Origin of the sequence: Streptomyces sp. JH14 (assembly GCF_029428675.1) — a bacterium.
Classification (GTDB): Bacteria; Actinomycetota; Actinomycetes; order Streptomycetales; family Streptomycetaceae; genus Streptomyces.
In genome coordinates, this window is sequence record NZ_JAJNEL010000001.1 from 2,002,635 (window position 1) to 2,021,333 (window position 18,699).

Genomic DNA, 18,699 nt, shown 5'->3' on the forward strand with positions numbered 1-18,699 from the left:
CGGCCCCGGTCAGCCGGCCAGCTCCCACACCAGCACCTGTGCCGGTATCTCCGCCGCCAGTTCCAGCCCCACCGCCCCTGTGATCCGTGCCGCGTCCCCCGGGCCGAGCGTCTCGCCGTCCAGGCGCACCTCTCCGGCCACCACATGCACATACGCCCGCGCCGCGTCCGGCACCGCCGTGCGCTCCCCCGCGGTCAGCCTGCGTACGTGCAGCATCGCGGCGGCTTCCGGGAGGGCGTACGGGGTGGAGTCGGCGATGCCGGCGACGGTCGTGTACGAGGGTTCGCCGCCCGGTTCGAGCGGCGCCAGCCACATCTGAAGGAACGTCAGCGGTACGTCCCCCTCGTTGCGTTCGACGTGCCGCACACCGGCCGCCGCGCTGAGGTGCTGGACGCCCCCGGCCCGTACGCGTGTGGCATGACCGGCCGAGTCCCGGTGGGTCAGCTCGCCCTCGACGACCCAGGTCACGATCTCCGTGTGACTGTGCGGATGCTCGTCGAAGCCCGCACCGGGCGCCAGCCGTTCCTCGTTGCAGGCCAGGATCGCGCCGAAGCGCAGATTGTCCGGGTCGTAGAAGGAGCCGAAGGAGAAGGCGTGCCGGGACACGATGCCCGCGGCCTCGTCCCCGCCCGGATACCGGTCGTCCGCGCGCTGTACGGAAATCACCGCTCCACGGTATCCCGGCGCGGCGCACGCGCGGCGGGGCAGGAGATGTCCGCCCGCTACCGGGCAGTACGACCCGCGGCCGCCCCGGCCCTCCGTGCTCGTGCCCCGATAAGGCAGTCTTGTCTCCGTGCCCCGACCCGATCCTGAGCAGCCCGCTGCGAATGACGCCCACCTGCATACCGCGACCCTGAAGCGACTGGAGCAGTCCTCCGGCCGGCTGGCCGCGAACGCGATCGCCCGCATGGACGAGTCGCTGCCGTGGTACCGGGCGATGCCCCCGGAGAACCGGTCCTGGATCGGTCTGGTGGCCCAGGCCGGGATCGCCGCCTTCACCGAGTGGTTCCGGCACCCGGAGACGCCGCAGGCCATCTCCACCGATGTGTTCGGTACGGCTCCGCGCGAGCTGACCCGGGCCATCACGCTGCGCCAGACCGTCGAGATGGTGCGTACGACGATCGAGGTGATGGAGGCCGCGATCGAGGAGGTCGCCGCCCCCGGCGACGAGTCCGTGCTGCGCGAGGCGCTGCTCGTCTATGCGCGGGAGATCGCCTTCGCGACCGCCCAGGTCTACGCGCAGGCCGCCGAGGCGCGCGGCGCCTGGGACGCCCGGCTCGAATCGCTCGTGGTGAACGCGGTGCTGTCCGGCGAGGCCGACGAGGGCGCCGTGTCACGGGCCGCCGCGCTCGGCTGGAACTCGCCCGAACATGTCTGTGTGGTGCTCGGTACGGCCCCGGACGGCGACAGCGAACTGACCGTCGAGGCGATCCGGCGGGCCGCCCGGCACGCCAAGCTCCAGGTGCTCACCGGGGTGCTCGGCAACCGTCTGGTCGTCATCGCGGGCGGCAGCGACAACCCGCTGCACGTTGCAAAGGCCCTGATCGGCCCGTATGCGGCCGGTCCCGTGGTCGCCGGGCCGGTGGTGCCCGACCTGCTGGCGGCCACCCGGTCCGCGCAGGCCGCGGCCGCCGGGCTCAAGGCGTGCAGCGCCTGGCAGGACGCCCCGCGGCCGGTCCTGGCGGACGATCTGCTGCCGGAGCGCGCCATCGCGGGCGACCCCGCCGCACGGGACCAGTTGGTGGAGGAGATCTACAGACCGCTCGAAGAGGCGGGCTCCGCGCTGCTGGAAACGCTGAGCGTGTATCTGGAGCAGGCGAGCAGTCTGGAAGGCGCCGCCCGGATGTTGTTCGTCCACCCCAACACCGTGCGCTACCGGCTCCGACGTGTGACGGACGTCACCGGATGGTCGCCTTCCGATGTCCGCTCCGCGTTCACGCTGCGGATCGCCCTGATTCTGGGGCGTCTGGCCGACAGAGATACCCAGTCCTAGACTTTTGTCGGACATCAACAATTCCCCCTACGGTTCTTCGTCCCTGTCCCCACGGGCGTTCAGGACCGTTCACAAGAGAGAGTGTGAGGGTGCTCGTACTCGTCGCTCCCGGCCAAGGCGCTCAGACGCCCGGCTTCCTGACTCCCTGGCTCGACCTCCCCGGTGCCACCGACCGCATCGCGGCCTGGTCCGACGCCATCGGGCTCGACCTTGCCCACTACGGCACGAAGGCCGATGCGGACGAGATCCGCGACACCGCGGTGGCGCAGCCGCTGCTGGTCGCCGCGGGTCTGCTGTCCGCCTCCGCGCTTGCCGCGTCGCCCGCTGTCGTCGCAGGTCACAGCGTTGGTGAGATCACTGCTGCCGCTCTCGCAGGGGTGATCGACGACGAGGCCGCACTCCGCCTCGTCCGCACCCGTGGGCTCGCCATGGCCGACGCCGCAGCGGTCACCGAGACCGGTATGGCGGCGCTGCTCGGCGGCGACCCCGAGGTGACGGTCCCGCACCTGGAGATGCTCGGGCTGACCCCGGCGAACGTCAACGGGGGCGGCCAGATCGTCGCCGCCGGCACCGCCGCGCAGATCGCCGCGCTGACCAAGGACATGCCCGAGGGCGTCCGCCGCGTCGTACCGCTCAAGGTCGCCGGCGCCTTCCACACACATCACATGGCTCCCGCGGTCGACCGGCTCCGCGAGGCCGCTTCGGCGCTCGCGGTCTCCGACCCGACCGTGACGTATGTTTCGAACGCCGACGGTAAGACGGTCGCCACCGGCGACGAGGTCGTCTCCCGGCTCGTCGGCCAGGTCGCCAACCCGGTCCGCTGGGACCTGTGCATGGAGACCTTCAAGGCGCTGGGCGTCACGGCGCTCATCGAGGCCTGCCCGGGCGGGACTCTCACCGGGCTCGCCAAGCGCGCGCTGCCCGGTGTGCAGACCCTCGCGCTGAAGACCCCCGACGACCTCGATGCCGCTCGCGCGCTCATCTCCGAGCACGCTGCCGCCTAAGGAGCCCGAGAGCATGTCGAAGATCAAGCCCAGCCAGGGCGCCCCGTACGCACGGATCATGGGTGTCGGCGGCTACCGCCCGACCCGTGTCGTGCCCAACGAGGTGATTCTCGAGACGATCGACTCGTCCGACGAGTGGATCCGCTCCCGGTCCGGCATCGCCAGTCGCCACTGGGCCTCCGAGGAGGAGACCGTGGCCGCGATGTCCGTCGAGGCGGCCGGCAAGGCCATCGCCGACGCCGGAATCGGGCCCGAGCAGATCGGCGCGGTCGTCGTCTCCACCGTCTCGCACTTCAAGCAGACCCCGGCCGTCGCGACCGAGATCGCCCACAAGGTCGGCGCGGGCAAGCCCGCCGCCTTCGACATCTCCGCCGGCTGCGCCGGGTTCGGCTACGGCCTGACCCTCGCCAAGGGCATGATCGTCGAGGGCTCGGCCGAGTACGTGCTGGTCATCGGCGTGGAGCGGCTCAGCGACCTGACCGACCTGGAGGACCGGGCAACGGCCTTCCTCTTCGGTGACGGCGCCGGCGCGGTCATCGTCGGCCCCTCCAACGTGCCTGCCATAGGCCCGACGGTCTGGGGCTCCGAGGGCGACAAGTCCGACACGATCAAGCAGACCGTGGCGTGGGACGAGTTCCACGCCGAGCGTCCGGAGAAGTTCCCGGCCATCACGCAGGAAGGCCAGGCGGTCTTCCGCTGGGCCGTCTTCGAGATGGCGAAGGTCGCCCAGCAGGCGCTGGACGCGGCCGGGATCGCCCCGGAAGACCTGGACGTCTTCATCCCGCACCAGGCCAACATGCGGATCATCGACTCGATGGTGAAGACCCTGAAGCTGCCGGAGCACGTCACGGTCGCTCGTGACGTGGAGACCACCGGCAACACGTCCGCCGCCTCGATTCCGCTCGCTATGGAGCGGCTCCTGGCGACCGGTCAGGCGAAGAGCGGCGACACCGCGCTCGTCATCGGCTTCGGGGCGGGTCTCGTCTACGCCGCGACGGTCGTTACTCTCCCCTAGGCACACCGGACCTTCCGGTCCGGACGTCCGAACCCTGCAGAAACACATCGAAGGAGCGCCACATGGCCGCCACCCAGGAAGAGATCGTCAGCGGTCTCGCCGAGATCGTCAACGAGATCGCCGGTATCCCGGTCGAGGACGTCCAGCTGGACAAGTCCTTCACCGATGACCTGGACGTCGACTCGCTGTCCATGGTCGAGGTCGTCGTCGCCGCCGAGGAGCGCTTCGACGTCAAGATCCCCGACGAGGACGTCAAGAACCTCAAGACGGTCGGCGACGCTGCCGACTACATCCTGAAGCACCAGGCCTGATCCAGCCGGCTCGTGTGTCGCCACCCGGCGGTGGCGCCGCTGATTCACGACCCTCTACACGTGGAGAAGATTTTCCAGTGAACTCGACCAATCGCACCGTGGTCGTCACCGGTATCGGCGCAACCACTCCGCTGGGTGGCGACTCCGCGTCGACCTGGGAAGGACTGATGGCCGGTCGCTCCGGTGTCAGGCCTCTCGAGGGCGAACGTTTCGCCGAACTGCCCGTCCGGATCGCCGCCCTCGCGGCCGTCGACCCGGGCGACGTCCTGCCCCGCCCGCTCGCCCGCAAGCTGGACCGCTCGGCGCAGTTCGCGCTGATCGCGGCCCGCGAGGCGTGGGCGGACGCGGGCTTCACCGGCAAGGCCGGTGAGGACGACAAGATCCAGCCCGAGCGGCTCGGTTCGGTCATCGCCTCCGGTATCGGTGGCGTGATCACCCTGCTCGACCAGTACGACGTGCTGAAGGAGAAGGGCGTACGCCGCGTCTCCCCGCACACCGTGCCCATGCTCATGCCCAACGGCCCGGCCGCCAACGTCGGCCTGGAGGTCAACGCGCAGGCCGGTGTCCACACGCCGGTCTCCGCCTGTGCGTCGGGTGCCGAGGCCATCGGGTACGCCGTCGAGATGATCCGCACCGGCCGTGCCGATGTGGTTCTCGCCGGCGGCACCGAGGCGGCCATCCACCCGCTGCCCATCGCGGCGTTCGCCAACATGATGGCGATGTCCAAGAACAACGACGAGCCCGAGAAGGCCTCGCGTCCGTACGACACGGGCCGTGACGGTTTCGTGCTCGGCGAGGGCGCCGGTGTCGTCGTCCTCGAGTCCGCGGAGCACGCCGCCGCGCGAGGCGCCAAGGTCTACTGCGAGGTGCTGGGGCAGGGGCTGTCCGCGGACGCCCACCACATCGCGCAGCCCGAGCCGACCGGGCGCGGCATCGCCGCCGCGATGCAGAACCTGCTGGACCAGACGGATCTCAAGCCGTCGGAGGTCGTGCACCTCAACGCGCACGCCACGTCGACGCCGCAGGGCGATGTCGCGGAGCTGAAGGCTCTGCGCAAGGTCCTGGGCGACGACCTCGACCACGTCGCGATCTCGGCGACGAAGTCGATGACCGGTCACCTGCTCGGTGGCGCGGGCGGCATCGAGACCGTCGCGACGGTTCTGGCGCTGCACCACCGGATGGCTCCGCCGACGATCAACGTGGAGAACCTCGACGAGGCGGTGGAGGCGGACATCGTGCGTGACGAGCCACGGCCGCTGCCGGAGGGTTCGATCGCTGCGATCAACAACTCGTTCGGGTTCGGGGGGCACAACGTGGTGCTGGCGTTCCGCAGCGTCTGACCCCCACCGCGATGAAGCCCGCCACCCCTCGGGGGTGGCGGGCTTCATCGCTGCGCGGGGCCGAACAGGGGAAAAACGTCCCGCCCCGTCACACCACCTGGTGGAGCCACCGCACGGGGGCCCCTTCCCCCGCGTGCCGGAACGACTCCAACTCGTCGTCCCACGGCTTGCCGAGCAGCTTCGCGATCTCCGCCTCCAGCTCCGTCTCCCCCCGGACCGACCGCGCCAGCGCAGCCCGCAGCCGGTCCTCCGGCACCAGGATGTCGCCGTGCATGCCGGTGACGGCGTGGAAGATGCCCAGCCCGGGCGTGGAGCTGTAGCGCTCGCCCTCCGCCGTGGCACACGGCTCCGCGGTCACCTCGAAGCGCAGCAGATCCCAGCCCCGCAGCGCGGAGGCGAGTTTCGACGCGGTGCCCGGGACGCCCTTCCAGGAGAATTCGGACCGCCAGGTGCCGGGCGCAGCCGGCTGCCTGATCCAGTCGAGCTGGACCCGCACGCCGAGGACGTCCGCCACCGCCCACTCGACATGTGGGCAGAGCGCGCGCGGTGCGGAGTGAACGTACAGGACTCCACGTGTCGTCACCGGGACCTCCAGTGTGGGACGAGCTTCGCCTTCCCCAGCGGCCTCGCGCCCGTACCGTCTCTTCTCGGCCGGTTCCCGAGGTTGTCGTCAGTAAACAGCATCGGGAGTGAATCTCCTGAAAAGGGACAGTATGTGACGTGATGTGATTTTCCGATTCCACCCGAGTGGAGCCGGGAGGCGCAACGCGGCACTGGTTCGACGGGGAAAAGCTACCGTGCGGCGGAGCCCGAGGTGTGACGTACGGTCGGTCCTGGACCCATGATTCGCTCAGCTTTCACCCGGCGGAGCGCCCAGGCCTGCCGACTGGGGCTTCGGGGTTTTGCCGGGGGCATAAACGGGAGGGAACCACGGATGCAGAATCGTTCCGCAAGCCATCGCTCGCGCACCGCTGCCGCCGTGCTGACGGTGCTTCCGGTCATCGCCGCGGCCGCGCTGACCGGCTGTGATGCCGGGCGGGATGCGACGACGAACGGCCCGGCCGCCGAACAGCAGCGCCGCCCCGCCACGCCCGCCCGCATCTGGGACCGCAGTCCCGCATCGGTCGCCGCCGTGGGGGACTCCATCACACGTGGGTTCGATGCCTGTTCGGTTCTGACCGACTGCCCCGAGGTGTCCTGGGCGACCGGTACGGACAGCGCGGTCCGGAGCCTCGCGATGCGGCTGCTCGGCGCCTCGGGTGCGGCCTCGCACAGCTGGAACCACGCCGAGACGGGCGCCCGGATCGACCGGCTGCCGGAGCAGATGACCCTCGCGGCGGAGCAGAAACCCGATCTGGTGACGGTGATGATCGGCGCCAACGACGCCTGCCGGGACTCGGCGAAGCTGATGACACCGGTGGCGGACTTCCGGGCGTCGTTCCAGGTTTCGATGCGTCAGCTGCGCAGCAGGGCCCCGAAGACGCAGGTGTACGTGTCGAGCGTGCCGGACCTCAAGCGCCTCTGGTCGACGGGGCGCGACAACCCGCTGGGCAAGCAGATCTGGAAGCTGGGGATCTGCAAGTCGATGCTGGGCCGGGCCGACGACATGAGTGCCGAGGCCGTGGCGCGCCGTACCGCCGTGCAGGAGCGGGTCGTGGCCTACAACGAGGTCCTGCGGGATGTCTGCGCGAAGGATCGGCGCTGCCGGTACGACGGAGGGGCCGTCTTCGACTACCGGTTCACCGGTGAACAGCTCAGCCCGTGGGACTGGTTCCATCCGGGGCGGAACGGACAGGCGCGGCTGGCGGAGATCGCGTACCGCAATGTGACGGCACGCAAGCCCCCCGCGTAGCCGCAGTCCCGTGGTCTAAGGTCCGTGATCATGGACACGGGTTTGAGCACGGCGATAGGCACGGAACTCTTCGGCACCCTCGTGGACGGCACTGCCGTCCACCGCTGGACGCTGGAGCGGGCCGGTACCCGGGTACGCGTCCTGACCTACGGCGGCGTCGTGCAGTCGGTCGAGGTGCCGGGCCGGGACGGCGTACGGGCCGATGTGGCGCTCGGACTGCCGGATCTCGCGGCGTACACGACGTACTCCGGACCCTACTTCGGGGCGCTGGTCGGGCGGTACGCGAACCGGATCGCGCGCGGTTCCTTCGTACTCGACGGGCAGACGCACCGGGTGACCCGGAACGAAGGGCGCAACCATGTGCACGGTGGAGCCCGTGGGTTCGACAAGCGCGTGTGGGAGGCGCGGGAGGTCTCCGACGGTGTGGAACTCTCCCTGGTCGCCGAGGACGGCGAGGAGGGCTTCCCGGGACGGCTGGCCCTCTCGGCGGCGTACACCCTGGACGGGGACGGGGCGCTGCGCATCACGTACCGGGCGACGACGGACGCGCCGACCGTGCTGAATCCGACCAATCACACGTACTGGAACCTGGCCGGCGCCGGCAGCGGCAGCGCGAGCGGGCACACGCTGCGGATCGCGGCCGGGCGGATCACCCCGGCGGACGACGAGTCGCTGCCGACGGGTGAGTTCCTGTCCGTGGACGGGACCCGGTTCGACTTCCGGGAGCCGAGAACCATCGGCACCCGGTACGACCACAACTTCGTTCTGGATGCGGCCGCCGACGGCCCCGCGGCCGAGTTGTGCGATCCCGTGTCGGGTCGCGTCCTGACGATCACCACGACCGAGCCGGGGCTGCAGCTGTACACCGCCGACCACTTCGACGGTCGGCCGTACGGGCCCTGCGCCGGCATCGCGCTGGAGACCCAGCACTTCCCCGACTCGCCGAACCGGCCGCAGTTCCCGAGCACGGTGCTGCGGCCGGGCGAGGAGTACGTGTCGGCGACGGTGTACGGGTTCTCGGTGCGCTGACGCGGCGCCCTGGATGCACGGCCGTCCGCACGGCACCGGGAGGGCACGGCGGCCGACGCGAGCGGGCCGGGTGTCGCTCAGCGGGCGAGGCCCAGGGTGACGCCCAGTCCGACGAGCACCGAACCGATGGACCGGTTGAGGACCTTCTGCCATCGCAGCATCGCCGTGCGCAGCTGTGCGTGCGAGAAGAACAGCGCGACCAGGGCGAACCAGCCGAGGTGGGCGGCGGACATGAAGAGTCCGTAGCCGGCCTGCCGCCACAGTCCGGTGCAGGGCCCGACGACCTGGGTGAAGGTCGACACGACGAAGAGCGTGGTCTTGGGGTTCAGCGCATTGGTGAAGAAGCCGGTGCGCAGGGCCCCGAACCGGGTCAGGGCCGGCTTCGACTCCAGATCGACGGTGAGGTCGTTGCGGGCGAAGAACGTCCGTATACCGATGTAGACGAGATACGCCGCACCCGCCAGCTTGATCGCGGTGAACAGGGCGGTCGAGGACGCGATCAGCAGCCCGACGCCGAGCATCGTGTACGTGACGTGGACGAGGACGCCCGCGGCGACACCGGCGGCCGCGAGGAGCCCGGTCGTCCGGCCGTAGAGGTAGCTGTTGCGCACGACCATCGCGAAGTCGGCGCCCGGGCTGATGACGGCGAGGACGGTGATGACGGCGACGGCGATGATCTCGGTCATGGCTCGGGGTCTCCTCGGCCCTCAGTGCTTGTCGAAGCTGTACGGGGCCGGGGAGGGCGCCGGGGCCGTGTCCTCGTCCTCGGTGGACGGCGCCACCAGATCCCGCGCGAGCAGGGTGGCCCCGGCGACGGCGCCCGGCATCAGGAACACCGCGACGAACGGGACGAGGAAGGCGAGACCCAGCGGCACACCGAAGCCGAGGGTCAGCATGCGGCGGCCGCGCAGCAGGGTGAGCCGGTCCGCCAGGACCAGACCCCGGCGCTGGAGTGCGACCGCGGTGAGCTCCTCGGCGAGGAAGTAGCCGGTGACGCAGAAGCCGATCGCGGGGATCACCGTCTGGCCGACGACCGGGATGAATCCGAGGGCGAAGAGCAGGACCGCGTAGAGCGTGACACGCACCAGGATGCGGAGGCTGTCGCGGGCGGATATCCACAGTTCGCGCCAGAGCGGCAGCCCGGACTCGGGTACGTCCCCGCCCTCGGTACGGTCCACCTGCTCGGAGAGCGATTCGTAGAACGGCTGGCCGACCAGCAGGGTCACCGCCGTGAAGGTGATCACGGCGAGGAACAGCCCGAGTGCGAAGACCAGCACTATGAGCGTGCCCCGGAGCAGGCCGAGCCAGGGAGAGGACCAGTCGTCGGCGAACGGGGTCGCCCAGGTCACCAGGTCGTCGGCGCCGTAGCCCAGACCGGTGAGCGCTCCGGCGTACACGACGAGCGTGATGAGGCCGGGGACAAGGCCGAAGCCGAACCAGCGTCCGTGCTGGGCGACCCAGCGCTGCCCCTTGATCAGATAGCTGAAACCCGCCCCTAGATCGCGCATGGCGTCAGCGTAACGGGGGCGGCATGCGCAGCATCCGGGGGGAGTTGGGCCGGGCCCGTCCGGCAGGACGTTTTGTCCTCAAACGCCGGACGGGCCGGTTGTGCAGGCAGTGCGGACGGTCAGACGACCGACAGCTCGACCTTGATGTTGCCGCGCGTCGCGTTCGAGTACGGGCACACCTGGTGGGCCTTCTCGACGAGCGACTGCGCGGTGGCGGTGTCGACGGTCGGGATGGTCGCGCTGATCGCGACCTCCAGGCCGAAGCCGCCCTCGGCGGTCTTGCCGATGGAGACCGCGGCGGTCACGGTGGAGCCGGAGATGTCCGCCTTCTCCTGACGGGCCACCACGCCGAGGGCGCTCTGGAAGCAGGCGCTGTAGCCGGCCGCGAAGAGCTGCTCCGGGTTGGTGCCCGCACCGCTGCCGCCCAGCGACTTCGGCGGGTTGACGACGACGTCGAGGTTGCCGTCGTCGGAGGCGACGCGGCCGTCACGGCCGTTTTCCGCGGTGGCGACGGCGGTGTAGGCGACGGTGATGTCGGAAATAGCCATGCTGAGGATTCCTCCTGCTGTTGCGCCGCGATGCGCGTCCACGGTCGCGACGGGCTGTGAGTGGGACTGACGGGTGTGACCGAACAGCTGTCAGACGAGGGAGACGATCATCTTTCCGGTGTTCTCGCCGCGCATCAGACCGAGGAAGGCGTCGAAGCCGTTCTCGATGCCCTCGACGACGGTCTCGCGGTACTTCAGCTCGCCGGAGGCCAGCCAGCCGGCGACCTCCTGGACGAACTGCGGCTGCAGAGCGGCGTGATCGCCGACGAGCATGCCCTGCAGGCGCAGCCGCTTGCCGATGACGAGCGCGAGGTTGCGCGGGGCGGGGGTCGGCTCGGTCGCGTTGTACTGGGCGATCATTCCGCAGATGGTGGCGCGGCCGTGCACGTGCAGTGAGGAGATCGCCGCTTCGAGGTGCTCGCCGCCGACGTTGTCGAAGTAGACGTCGATGCCGTCGGGGGCGGCCGCACGCAACTGCTCGGCGACCGGGCCGTTCTTGTAGTTGAAGGCCGCGTCGAAGCCGTACTCCTCGACGAGGAGCTTGACCTTCTCGTCGGATCCGGCCGAGCCGATGACCCGCGAGGCACCCTTGAGCTTGGCCATCTGGCCGACCTGGCTGCCGACGGCGCCGGCGGCGCCGGAGACGAAGACGGCGTCGCCCTCCTTGAAGGACGCCACCTCGAACAGACCCGCGTAGGCGGTGAGCCCGGTCATGCCGAGCACGCCGAGGTAGGCGGAGAGCGGGGCCAGATCCGGGTCGACCTTCACCGCGTGCTGGGCCGGGACGTCGGCGTACTCGCGCCAGCCCAGACCGTGCAGGACGTGGTCACCGACCGCGATCCCCTCGGCGTTCGAGGCGATCACCTCGCCGACCGCGCCGCCCTCCATGGGGTGGTCCAGCTTGAAGGGCGGGGTGTACGACTTCACGTCGTTCATCCGGCCCCGCATGTACGGGTCGACCGAGAAGTGCAGGTTGCGGACGAGGACACGGCCCTCGGCCGGAGCGGCGACCGGGGCCTCACGCAGAGCGAAATCCTCGGCCTTCGGCCAGCCGTGGGGGCGGGCGACCAGGTGCCATTCGCGGCCGGACGTGGGAAGTGCTGCAGACATGGGCTCGGGGTCTCCTCGATGTCCTACGGATGGAGGAAGCATGTCGCCGGGTTCCACCGGGTCGGCCCCATCGGGTTCCGCCCGGCCCCGCCGAAAAAAGCTTCACGACGTGAAACAACCATGCGCCTGAATATTTCATGTTGTCAAGTAACCGGCTATCCTGGGTGTCATGGCCACCCCGCGAACAGACCCTCTGTCCCTCGAAGTCGTCGAGCTCATCGGCACGGTCGTGGCGCGCTACTACGAGGAGTACGACCAGGCCGCGGCCGCGCACTCGCTCACCGGCGCACAGGCCCGGGTGCTCGGGCTGCTCTCCCTGGAGCCGATGCCGATGCGCAAGATCGCCCAGAAGCTGAAGTGCGAGCCGTCGAACGTGACGGGGATCGTCGACCGGCTGGAGACGCGCGGCCTGGTGGAGCGCCGGCCCGACCCGGCCGACCGGCGGGTGAAGCTGGCCGCACCCACGGAGAAGGGTGCCCGGACCGCGCGCCAGCTGCGCGAGTCGCTCAATTTCGCCCGGGAGCCGCTGGCGGAGCTGTCGCACGCGGACCGTGCGATGCTGCGGGATCTGCTGCGACGGATGCTGGGCATGCACGTCGGCGCGGAGTCCTGAGGGCCGTCCCGCTCATCCCGTGCGGACGCACGACGACAGCCACGGCACCTCGATGTGCCGCCGGAACACCCGCATACGCCCCGTACGGGGACGTCCCTCCGCCGTGCGAGGCACCACGTCCGACGCCGCGCCCTGCTCCACCGGGGATGACGGGACAGGCCTCACCAGCAGAAGACGAGCCAGCAGGTCTCCGTCTTGGTCGGGCTGGGCGTAGGCGTGGGTGGCACCGGGTTCGAGGGCTGTGACGGGCTGCCGGTCGGCGTGCCCGACGGGTCGCCGGGCGATCCGGACGGACTCGGTCCGGACGACGGATCCGTGGACGACGTGGCGCCGGTGGAGGGCGTGGTGGTGGCCCCCGGCGGAGCGGAACCCGTACCTGCGGGGGCACCGCCGCCGGTGCCGGTCGAGGTACCCGGACGGCCGGTGCCGGAGGCGTGCCCATCCGTGACGGGGACGGCGGAGGCGCCGTCCACCGGTCCGGGGCGGTTGATGTCATGACTCGACGAGGGCTCCGGCACCGGCGCGGTCGTGACGTCGGTGGCCTCGCGTACGTAGTCCGAGGCGCCGTCGTCGCCGTCCGGCTCGATGGCCAGCTCGGCAAGGCTCAGCGCACCGGCGGCGAGCACGACACCGAGGATGGCGAGCAGGGTGGTACGGCCGCGGCGGCGCCGCGAACGGCGGCCCCGCCCTCCCCGGCCGCCCCGCTGCACCCTGGCACCGCGTTCTTCCCGGCCGCCGGGCTCGTCCCAGGCGACAAGGTCGTCCACGGCGGCACGCTCGTCCATGCCGCCCCGATCGTCCCGGCGCGCCCGTCGTGAGCCGCCCGAGGCGCGCGCATCCGCGGCCCCGCGCCTGCTCCCGGATCCGCGCGCACCGCGCCCGCCCCGGGCCGGCTCGTCGGCGCCGCGGGACTTGCGGCGGCGTCCGCCCGGCGGGGGCGGCACTGTCTTCTCGCGCTCCGCGTCCGGTTCGTGGCCGGAGAAGGCGGGCGTTGCGTAGTGGCTCAGCGCCTCTGCGGGGGTTCCGCACCCGGCACAGGCGAGCGCGCCGTTGAGGTGCCGCTGACACGGGTGGCAGTAGTCCATGGCGCCCGCAGATTATGCGCCGGTAGGACAACAGAGAAACCCGCTCAGGTGAGGATCTTGTGTGGAAACGTTGATTCCATGACCGTCGCCCCTTTCGGCCCACTCGAATTTCAACTTGTCCTGCTGCGCCGGATGGCCGACCATCAGCCCGGCCTCGTGGAGGACGCCCGTCACGAACTCAGCGCCTCGCTCGCCGAGATGCGGGAGGCCAACCGGCGATGGCAGGCGATGGTGCGGGCACCACGCGGACGGGGGTCGCTGCGCCGCTACCGGTCGGTGCTGGGCGAGCCCGAGTCCTCCGTGCACCGCCGGATCGGCGACCTGGAGTGCGACGCACTGCTCTGGCCGGTGCCGCTCTGGCCAGATCTGCGGTTCGAGGTGATGGTCGCGCCGGGCGGTGCCGTATGGAACGAGTGGCTGGTCAGGGCCCCGGGAGCAGCCGGCCCCGAGTTGCGCGCGATCGGTGATCTGGTCCCCTGGTCGTGCACCGTCGACGAGGTCGCCCGGGCCTTCGCACCCGCCCGCCCGATGGAGGGCACCGCCCCGACCCGGTGGGCACTGGCGATCACCGACCCCGGAACGGGAGCGCCGTACGTCGCCGAATTCACCTGGGGACTGTTCCAGCGACTGCTGGCGCCCTGACCTGGCAGCTCGTCAGCCCCATACCCTCCTACGGCCCAACCCAGCGCGCGGCGGGCCCCCGCGCGCCGCACGATGCAGAGGAGGACCGGCTCCCGCCGGCACCCCCACATCAGCGCTCCCGGGAGAACCTGCCGTGACCGTCAGTCTTGAGCAGTTGCGCCGCTGCCACGTCGCCGTCGACCTCGGGGCCGCCCGGACCCGCGTGTACGTCAAGGGACTCGGGCTCGTCGTCGACGAGCCGAGTGTCGCCGCCATCAACACCCGTACCGGCTCGCTCATCGCCGTCGGCGAGCTGGCCGAGCAGATGACGGGCCGCACCCCCGACTACATCCGGGTGACCCGTCCGGTATCCGGCGGCACCGTCATCGACATCGAGATGGCCCAGCGGATGCTCCGCCATCTGCTCGGCGAGAAGCTCCGCCGCCAGCTGCGCCGCAAGCCGCGGCTGCGCGCGGCCGCCTGCACCCCGCACGACAGCGATCCGCTCGCCCAGCGTGCCGCCGTCGAAACCCTGGTCGGGCTCGGCGCCCGGCGGGTCGAGCTGGTCGACACCCTGCTCGCGGCGGCCGTCGGCTGCGGACTCCCGGTCGAGCAGCCGATCGGGAGCATGATCATGGTGTGCGGAGCCGCCACCACGCAGATCGCGGTGCTCTCGCTCGGTTCGATCGTGACCGCCACCCGCATCCCGATCGGCGGCGAAGCAATCGACCACGCGGTGATCCAGCATCTTCGCCAGCACCACGAGCTGATGATGCGGAGCCAGTCCGTACGCCCCTTGCAGGTGGCGCTCAGCGGCAACGGCCTGACCCCGCACGGGCCCGCGGTGACGGAGATCCACGGCCGTGACGTGGCGACCGGACTGGCCCGCTCCGTGCAGGTCGACACCGCCGCCGTACGGCGCGCCATCCACACCCCGCTGACCGCGGTCCTCGACGGTCTCGGCAAGGTGCTGCGCAACTGCCCGCCCGATCTGGTCGCCGACCTCGTGGACAGCGGGATCATGATGGTCGGCGGCAGCGCGCTGCTGCCCGGCCTCGACCAGATGCTGCGCGATGCGACGGGCATGCCCGTCCAGATCGCGGAGCGCCCCGATGTCTGCTCTGTCCTGGGGCTCGGCGCCATGCTGGACGGAAAGGTCCAGCCGATGGTCCTCAACCCGCTGGCCGCCTGACGACCACGGGGGGGACGGCGGGATGACGGAGGAGGGCCCGGGCGCCGCGGACGGCCCGCCGAGCAGCAAACCCCCCAGACTGCCGATGCTGCTGGAGGCGGTGCTCAGCGTCGGTACCGATCTCGGGCTGCGGGCCACCCTCCAGCAGATCGTGGACACCGCCACCGCACTCGCCGGGGCCCGGTACGGGGCACTCGGCGTGCTCGACCCCGGGCGCAACACCATCACCGAGCTGTTCACCTCCGGCCTGACCGACACCGAGCGGCAGCGCATCGGCGACTTCCCCGACGGGCACTCGGGGCTGCTCGGCGTGCTCATCGAGGAGCCGGAACCACTGCGCTGCGACGACCTGACCGCCCATCCGCGCTCCAGTGGCGTGCCGCCCGGCCATCCGCAGATGCGCTCCTTCCTCGGGGCGCCGATCCGGGTGCACCGCGAGGTGTTCGGCAACATCTATCTCGCCGAGAAGCACACCGGTCACTTCACCGACACGGACATGGCGCTGCTGCGGGTCCTCGCCTCGCAGGCCGGGGCCGCGATCGGCAACGCCCGGCTGTACGAGACGGCCCGGCAGCGGGAACGCTGGATCGAGGGTGCGGCGGCCGTCACCACGGCCCTGCTGAGCGGGACGGGCGCGACGGACGCGCTGATGACCGTCGCCGAGCAGGCCCGCAAGCTCGCCGACGCCGCGGCCGGGGTGATCCTCCAGCCGACCGAGGACGGCGGCATGGAGATCGTCACCGCGTCCACCCTGGACGACCCGGCCGGCCTTGTCGGCACCGTCATCGAGGCGGGTGCCCCCGTGCTGGCGCAGCTGCTGGGGGGTGAGCCGGTCTTCCTCGACGACTCGGCGACCGACCCGCGGATGACAACGCATGTACGGACCCGGTTCGGCCCCAGCATGATGCTGCCGTTGCAGAGCGGCGGCAGGCTCATCGGCACGCTCGCTCTGCCCCGTCGGCGCGGCGGCCGCCCGTACACGGCCGTGGAACGGCTGCTGGCCTCCCAGTTCGCCTCGCAGGCCGCGCTCGCCCTGGTGATGGCGGACGCCCAGTACAACAGGGAACAGCTCGCGGTGTACGAGGACCGTGACCGGATCGCCCGCGACCTGCACGATCTCGTCGTCCAGCGGCTCTTCGCGACCGAGATGATGCTGGAGTCGACCCGCCGCCGGGCCGCCGCCCCGGACACCGACGAGCTGCTCACCCGGGCCGTCGACGAACTGGACTCGACCATTCAGGAAGTACGGACCGCGATCTTCGCGCTCCAGCAGCCGCCCGCCGAGGCACCCGCCACCTTCCGGGGCCGGGTGCTCCGGGAGACCCGGGGCGCGGCCGCCGTGCTGGGGTTCCAGCCGTCGGTGCAGTTCACCGGGGCGGTCGAGTCGCTCGTGCGGCAGCCCGCGGACGCTCAGCTCCTTGCGGCGCTGCGCGGCGCCCTCGCGGCGGCACACCGGCGGGCGGGGGTGTCGGCCATCGAGGTGGAGGTGGACGCGACGGCGCGGCTGCCGGACGGGCGGGCATCGGTCCGGCTGGCGGTCGCCGACGACGGGAGGAACGACGACGGCTCGCGTTCCACGACGTTCACCTGGCAGGCGCCGCTCTGAGCGCGACCCTGGTGCTGGAGTGGGCGACGCCCGCCTCCCGCTTGAGCCGGCGCAGCAGTCCGTCCAGGGCGGCGGTGTCCGCGACCGTGGCCCGTACCAGATAGTCGTGTCCGCCGGTCACATGCACCACTTCGGTGATGCCGGGCAGCGAGAGCACCGCCCGTTCGAACACCTCGTTGGTGGTGTCGATACGCAACGTCACATCGATGAAGACCACCAGACCCGTTCGGGTGTCGGCGGCCGGGTCGATGATCACGGTGAAGCCGCGGATGACGCCGTCGCGGCGCAGCCTGCGCACCCGGTCGGCCGCGGCGTTGGCACTGAGGCCGACCCGTACGCCCAGATCTCGGTACGAGATCCGCGCGTCCTCCTGAAGGACGCTGAGGATTTCCCTGTCCAGACGGTCCATACTGCGATTGTCGCAGCTTGTGCCGGATGATGACTGCGAAGACCGCGTCGGCCCGGCCCGCAGCCCGTACCCCGCATGGCGTAACCCGACAGGCCCGTGGGGACCGCCCGGCCTTGACTTACAGGGTGGAAACAGCCGTCAAGCAGTCCCCCGCACCGGCGGAGCGGCCGTCGGGGGCCGCATACCGCAACCTCGTGGTGGCCACGATCGGTTTCGGGCTGACCTTCTGGGCATGGAATCTGATCTCGCCGCTGTCCGGGGACTACAAGGAACGGCTCGGGCTGAGTTCGTTCGAGCAGTCGCTGCTGGTCGCCGTGCCGGTGCTGGTCGGTTCGCTGGGCCGGATCGCGGCGGGGGCGCTCACCGACAAGTACGGCGCCCGGCTGATGTTCCCGCTGGTCTCGGCGCTGACCGTCCTTCCGGTCCTGCTGCTGATCCCGGCGCGGAACTCGTACGGTGCGATGCTCGTCGTGGGCTTCCTGCTGGGGCTGGGCGGCACCACGTTCGCGATCGGCATCCCGCTGGTCAACTCGTGGTTCCCGCCCTCCGACCGAGGGCTCGCACTCGGTGTGTTCGGCATGGGCATGGGCGGTGTCGCGCTCTCCGGATACTTCACGCCACGGATCGCCAAGCATGGTGACAACCTCCCGTTCCTCGTCGTCGCGGCCGCACTGGTGGTGTACGCGGCCCTGGCCGCGGTGCTGATCAGAGACCACCCGGACCGGAAAGTGCCGACCGCATCACTCGCACACCGGCTGGGCGAGGCCGGCCGGCTGCGGGTCACCTGGGAGCTGTCCGCGCTGTACGCGATCGGCTTCGGCGGCATCGTGGCGTTCGGTGTCTATCTGCCCACGTATCTGAAGACCTGGTACGACCTCTCGCCGACCGACGCCGGCACGAAGGCCGCCGGGTTCGCGCTGGTCACCGTCGTCTTCCGGCCGATCGGCGGCTGGCTCTCGGACCACATGCACCCGGCACTGGTCACCTCGGCGGCACTGGGGCTGGCCGCGCTGATGGCGATCGTCCAGGCCTTCGACCCACAGCTGTCACCGGGCGGCACGATCGCGCTGCTGTGCATGGCGGCCGGTCTCGGCACGTCGAGCGGCAGCGTCTTCGCCCTCGTCTCGCAGGTGACACCGCAGCCGAAGGTGGGAAGCGTCACCGGAATCGTCGGCGCGATGGGCGGACTCGGCGGCTTCGTACCGCCCCTGATCATGGGCGCGATCTACAGCGCGAAGGGCTCGTACTCAATCGGCTTCATGCTGCTGTCGGACCTCGCGCTGGCCGGATGCGTGTACGCGTACGGCCGGATGCGGAACATTCGGGGGGCCACGGGCGAGGCCGAGCCGGCAGCACCGGTCCGGTAGGCCCGGAAGTCCTGCCGGACGTCGCGGGAAGGCGGGACATCGGACTCGCTCGTCCAAGGCCTGTCCCGTGATCCCTGACGGATCGGCGCGCGGTAC

At 70.8% G+C, this 18,699-nt stretch carries 20 protein-coding genes; 12 read left to right on the forward strand and 8 right to left on the reverse strand.

Features of this window, described 5'->3' with window-relative positions; genetic code table 11:
• Window positions 1-9: 9 nt before the first annotated feature.
• A complete protein-coding gene (locus tag LRD69_RS09080; protein WP_277326049.1) occupies window positions 10-666 on the reverse strand; it encodes a pirin family protein in 657 nt (218 codons plus the stop codon).
• Between the two features lie 127 nt (window positions 667-793).
• Between LRD69_RS09080 and LRD69_RS09085 the strand changes: the two genes are divergently transcribed.
• The 5 genes from LRD69_RS09085 to fabF all read left to right on the forward strand — a co-directional run bounded on the left by LRD69_RS09085 (window position 794) and on the right by fabF (window position 5,663).
• The gene (locus tag LRD69_RS09085; RefSeq protein ID WP_277326050.1) at window positions 794-1,993 is read left to right on the forward strand and encodes a helix-turn-helix domain-containing protein; all 1,200 of its coding nucleotides are present in this window, start codon (window positions 794-796) and stop codon (window positions 1,991-1,993) included.
• Window positions 1,994-2,082: 89 nt separating this feature from the next.
• The gene (locus LRD69_RS09090) at window positions 2,083-2,997 is read left to right on the forward strand and encodes an ACP S-malonyltransferase (RefSeq protein ID WP_277326051.1); all 915 of its coding nucleotides are present in this window, start codon (window positions 2,083-2,085) and stop codon (window positions 2,995-2,997) included.
• A 13-nt stretch (window positions 2,998-3,010) separates the two neighbouring features.
• A complete protein-coding gene (locus LRD69_RS09095) occupies window positions 3,011-4,012 on the forward strand; it encodes a ketoacyl-ACP synthase III (protein ID WP_277326052.1) in 1,002 nt (333 codons plus the stop codon).
• Window positions 4,013-4,074: 62 nt separating this feature from the next.
• A complete protein-coding gene (locus LRD69_RS09100; RefSeq protein WP_266986003.1) occupies window positions 4,075-4,323 on the forward strand; it encodes an acyl carrier protein in 249 nt (82 codons plus the stop codon).
• Between the two features lie 77 nt (window positions 4,324-4,400).
• Window positions 4,401-5,663 (forward strand): beta-ketoacyl-ACP synthase II, encoded by a 1,263-nt coding sequence (gene fabF / locus LRD69_RS09105; RefSeq protein ID WP_277326053.1) that lies wholly within the window; start codon window positions 4,401-4,403, stop codon window positions 5,661-5,663.
• An 88-nt stretch (window positions 5,664-5,751) separates the two neighbouring features.
• Here fabF and LRD69_RS09110 read toward each other — a convergent pair whose 3' ends face one another.
• A complete protein-coding gene (locus LRD69_RS09110) occupies window positions 5,752-6,246 on the reverse strand; it encodes a DUF3145 domain-containing protein (protein WP_277326054.1) in 495 nt (164 codons plus the stop codon).
• Window positions 6,247-6,597: 351 nt separating this feature from the next.
• Here LRD69_RS09110 and LRD69_RS09115 point away from each other — a divergent pair, with 351 nt between their 5' ends.
• Both LRD69_RS09115 and LRD69_RS09120 read left to right on the forward strand, forming a co-directional pair.
• Window positions 6,598-7,515, forward strand: a complete 918-nt coding sequence (locus tag LRD69_RS09115) for an SGNH/GDSL hydrolase family protein (protein ID WP_277326055.1) — start codon at window positions 6,598-6,600, stop codon at window positions 7,513-7,515.
• Between the two features lie 30 nt (window positions 7,516-7,545).
• On the forward strand, window positions 7,546-8,544 hold the full coding sequence (locus tag LRD69_RS09120; protein WP_277326056.1) for an aldose epimerase family protein: 999 nt from the start codon (window positions 7,546-7,548) through the stop codon (window positions 8,542-8,544).
• Between the two features lie 77 nt (window positions 8,545-8,621).
• On the opposite strand, the gene LRD69_RS09125 is transcribed toward LRD69_RS09120, so the two are convergent.
• The 4 genes from LRD69_RS09125 to LRD69_RS09140 form a co-directional block, all read right to left on the reverse strand.
• Entirely contained in the window at window positions 8,622-9,230 is a 609-nt protein-coding gene (locus LRD69_RS09125; RefSeq protein ID WP_277326057.1) for a LysE family translocator, read from the reverse strand.
• A gap of 21 nt (window positions 9,231-9,251) precedes the next feature.
• A complete protein-coding gene (locus LRD69_RS09130; protein ID WP_277326058.1) occupies window positions 9,252-10,052 on the reverse strand; it encodes an EI24 domain-containing protein in 801 nt (266 codons plus the stop codon).
• Window positions 10,053-10,171: 119 nt separating this feature from the next.
• A complete protein-coding gene (locus tag LRD69_RS09135; protein WP_277326059.1) occupies window positions 10,172-10,600 on the reverse strand; it encodes an organic hydroperoxide resistance protein in 429 nt (142 codons plus the stop codon).
• Between the two features lie 90 nt (window positions 10,601-10,690).
• A complete protein-coding gene (locus tag LRD69_RS09140; RefSeq protein WP_277326060.1) occupies window positions 10,691-11,710 on the reverse strand; it encodes an NADP-dependent oxidoreductase in 1,020 nt (339 codons plus the stop codon).
• A 169-nt stretch (window positions 11,711-11,879) separates the two neighbouring features.
• Between LRD69_RS09140 and LRD69_RS09145 the strand changes: the two genes are divergently transcribed.
• The gene (locus LRD69_RS09145) at window positions 11,880-12,323 is read left to right on the forward strand and encodes a MarR family transcriptional regulator (RefSeq protein WP_277326061.1); all 444 of its coding nucleotides are present in this window, start codon (window positions 11,880-11,882) and stop codon (window positions 12,321-12,323) included.
• A 161-nt stretch (window positions 12,324-12,484) separates the two neighbouring features.
• Here LRD69_RS09145 and LRD69_RS09150 read toward each other — a convergent pair whose 3' ends face one another.
• A complete protein-coding gene (locus LRD69_RS09150) occupies window positions 12,485-13,408 on the reverse strand; it encodes a hypothetical protein (RefSeq protein WP_277326062.1) in 924 nt (307 codons plus the stop codon).
• Between the two features lie 78 nt (window positions 13,409-13,486).
• On the opposite strand from LRD69_RS09150, the gene LRD69_RS09155 reads away from it, so the two are divergent.
• The 3 genes from LRD69_RS09155 to LRD69_RS09165 all read left to right on the forward strand — a co-directional run bounded on the left by LRD69_RS09155 (window position 13,487) and on the right by LRD69_RS09165 (window position 16,827).
• Window positions 13,487-14,050, forward strand: a complete 564-nt coding sequence (locus tag LRD69_RS09155) for a hypothetical protein (RefSeq protein ID WP_277326063.1) — start codon at window positions 13,487-13,489, stop codon at window positions 14,048-14,050.
• A gap of 133 nt (window positions 14,051-14,183) precedes the next feature.
• Window positions 14,184-15,221 carry a rod shape-determining protein gene (locus tag LRD69_RS09160; protein ID WP_277326064.1) on the forward strand — a complete coding sequence of 346 codons (1,038 nt, stop codon included), beginning with the start codon at window positions 14,184-14,186 and terminating at the stop codon, window positions 15,219-15,221.
• Between the two features lie 22 nt (window positions 15,222-15,243).
• Entirely contained in the window at window positions 15,244-16,827 is a 1,584-nt protein-coding gene (locus LRD69_RS09165; protein WP_277326065.1) for a GAF domain-containing protein, read from the forward strand.
• On the opposite strand, the gene LRD69_RS09170 is transcribed toward LRD69_RS09165, so the two are convergent.
• A complete protein-coding gene (locus tag LRD69_RS09170) occupies window positions 16,805-17,236 on the reverse strand; it encodes an Lrp/AsnC family transcriptional regulator (RefSeq protein ID WP_277326066.1) in 432 nt (143 codons plus the stop codon). The two genes, LRD69_RS09165 and LRD69_RS09170, sit on opposite strands and share 23 nt — an antisense overlap.
• A 125-nt stretch (window positions 17,237-17,361) precedes the next feature.
• Between LRD69_RS09170 and LRD69_RS09175 the strand changes: the two genes are divergently transcribed.
• Window positions 17,362-18,603 (forward strand): MFS transporter, encoded by a 1,242-nt coding sequence (locus LRD69_RS09175; protein WP_277326067.1) that lies wholly within the window; start codon window positions 17,362-17,364, stop codon window positions 18,601-18,603.
• Window positions 18,604-18,699 lie beyond the last annotated feature (96 nt).